This window comes from Candidatus Protofrankia californiensis, from assembly GCF_900634765.1.
Taxonomy (GTDB): Bacteria; Actinomycetota; Actinomycetes; order Frankiales; family Frankiaceae; genus Protofrankia; species Protofrankia californiensis.
Genome location: NZ_CAAAFT010000147.1, coordinates 20,614 through 22,086 on the forward strand (window position 1 = coordinate 20,614; position 1,473 = coordinate 22,086).

Genomic DNA, 1,473 nt, shown 5'->3' on the forward strand with positions numbered 1-1,473 from the left:
ACTGCCAGCACATGCCCCGAACCACTGCCAGCACATGCCCCGAACCACTGCCAGCACATGCCCCGAACCGGCGCAGGCATAGCCGACATCGGGCAGACCCACGGACGGGCCAGAGGAGCAAAGGCAGCACGATGATGGCTTTTGCGCGCTGCCGAAGGCCCGAAGCCCATGGGCCGAAGGCAGCACGATCATGCTTGTATGCGCTCGGGGTTCCTCCCGGATCGAGAAAAGCTGATCCGGGAGGTCCGGGAGGCCCAAGTCTCCAGCTCGCCGTGAGGACGTTGGTGAGTCTGCCCGCGGGACGTCGTGTGGACCGAGGTCGGAGGTTGGACCTGAGGTCAGACGTTGGTCAGTGAAGCGTGCCGTGCGGCCATCGCCGACTTCTTGTTGGCAGCCTGGTTCGCGTGAATGACACCCTTACTGACAGCCTTGTCCAGCTTGCGCGATGCGACGCGCAGCTCCAGGCCGGCGCGCTCGTGGTCGCCTGCCTCCACGGCCACCCGGAAGCGGCGGATGACCGTCTTCAGCTCGGACTTCACAGCCTTGTTGCGCAGCCGTCGCTTCTCGTTGGTGAGGTTGCGCTTGATCTGCGACTTGATATTGGCCACGCGAAAGAACCCCTGGTTGTCGAATCGGTATGAGCGGCGGTTGAACCCCGGTGTCGGCCCAGGACTGGCCTGTTCACGACTGGTCTGTTGGCGACCTGCCGGTGCACGGGTGGCACCGGAGAAGCCGAGCAGCCCCGGGAAACATCGGTAACCTTACCAACTTACCCACGAGCCGCGCCGGAGGGTGCGTCCGTGGCGTCCACCGGCCGGGGCGGACGGCGTCCAGCGGCCGTTGCGGACGGCATCCGCCGATGTGACCATCGGCTTCCGGCGCGGTGAGCCTGGTGTGCCGGGCCCCGGCATGCCGAGCCTTGTGTGCCGGGCCCTGGCACGATGACACAGTCCGTCCCGACGAAACGAGAAGACTCCGCGTGCCCCCAGCCTCCGACCCCCGTCGTATCAACCAGGCATCGGTCGACCAGGCGTCGATCCGCAACTTCTGCATCATCGCTCACATCGATCACGGTAAGTCGACGCTCGCCGACCGGATGCTCGGTGTCACCGGTGTCGTCGAGGCTCGTAACATGCGTGCCCAGTACCTGGACAAGATGGACATCGAGCGCGAGCGTGGCATCACGATCAAGGCGCAGAGTGTCCGTCTGCCGTGGCAGGCCGATGATGGTTGCGACTACGTCCTGCACTTGATCGATACCCCTGGTCATGTCGACTTCACATATGAGGTCAGTCGGTCGCTCGCGGCCTGTGAGGGCGCGGTGCTGCTCGTTGACGCGGCCCAGGGTATTGAGGCGCAGACGTTGGCCAACCTGTACCTGGCCCTCGAGAACGATCTGCAGATCATCCCGGTACTCAACAAGATCGATCTTCCGGCCGCGCAGCCGGAGAAGTACGCGGCCGAGCTGGCGCA

The 1,473-nt window shown here is 64.8% G+C and carries 2 protein-coding genes; one reads left to right on the top strand and one right to left on the bottom strand.

Annotated elements, in window-relative coordinates; translation table 11 throughout:
• Window positions 1–338 precede the first annotated feature (338 nt).
• On the bottom strand, window positions 339–608 hold the full coding sequence (gene rpsT / locus DD1DGNOD_RS08705; RefSeq protein WP_131766047.1) for a 30S ribosomal protein S20: 270 nt from the start codon (window positions 606–608) through the stop codon (window positions 339–341).
• A gap of 371 nt (window positions 609–979) precedes the next feature.
• Here rpsT and DD1DGNOD_RS08710 point away from each other — a divergent pair.
• On the top strand, window positions 980–1,473 hold a 494-nt coding region (locus DD1DGNOD_RS08710; RefSeq protein ID WP_283234671.1), incomplete at its 3' end, for a GTP-binding protein.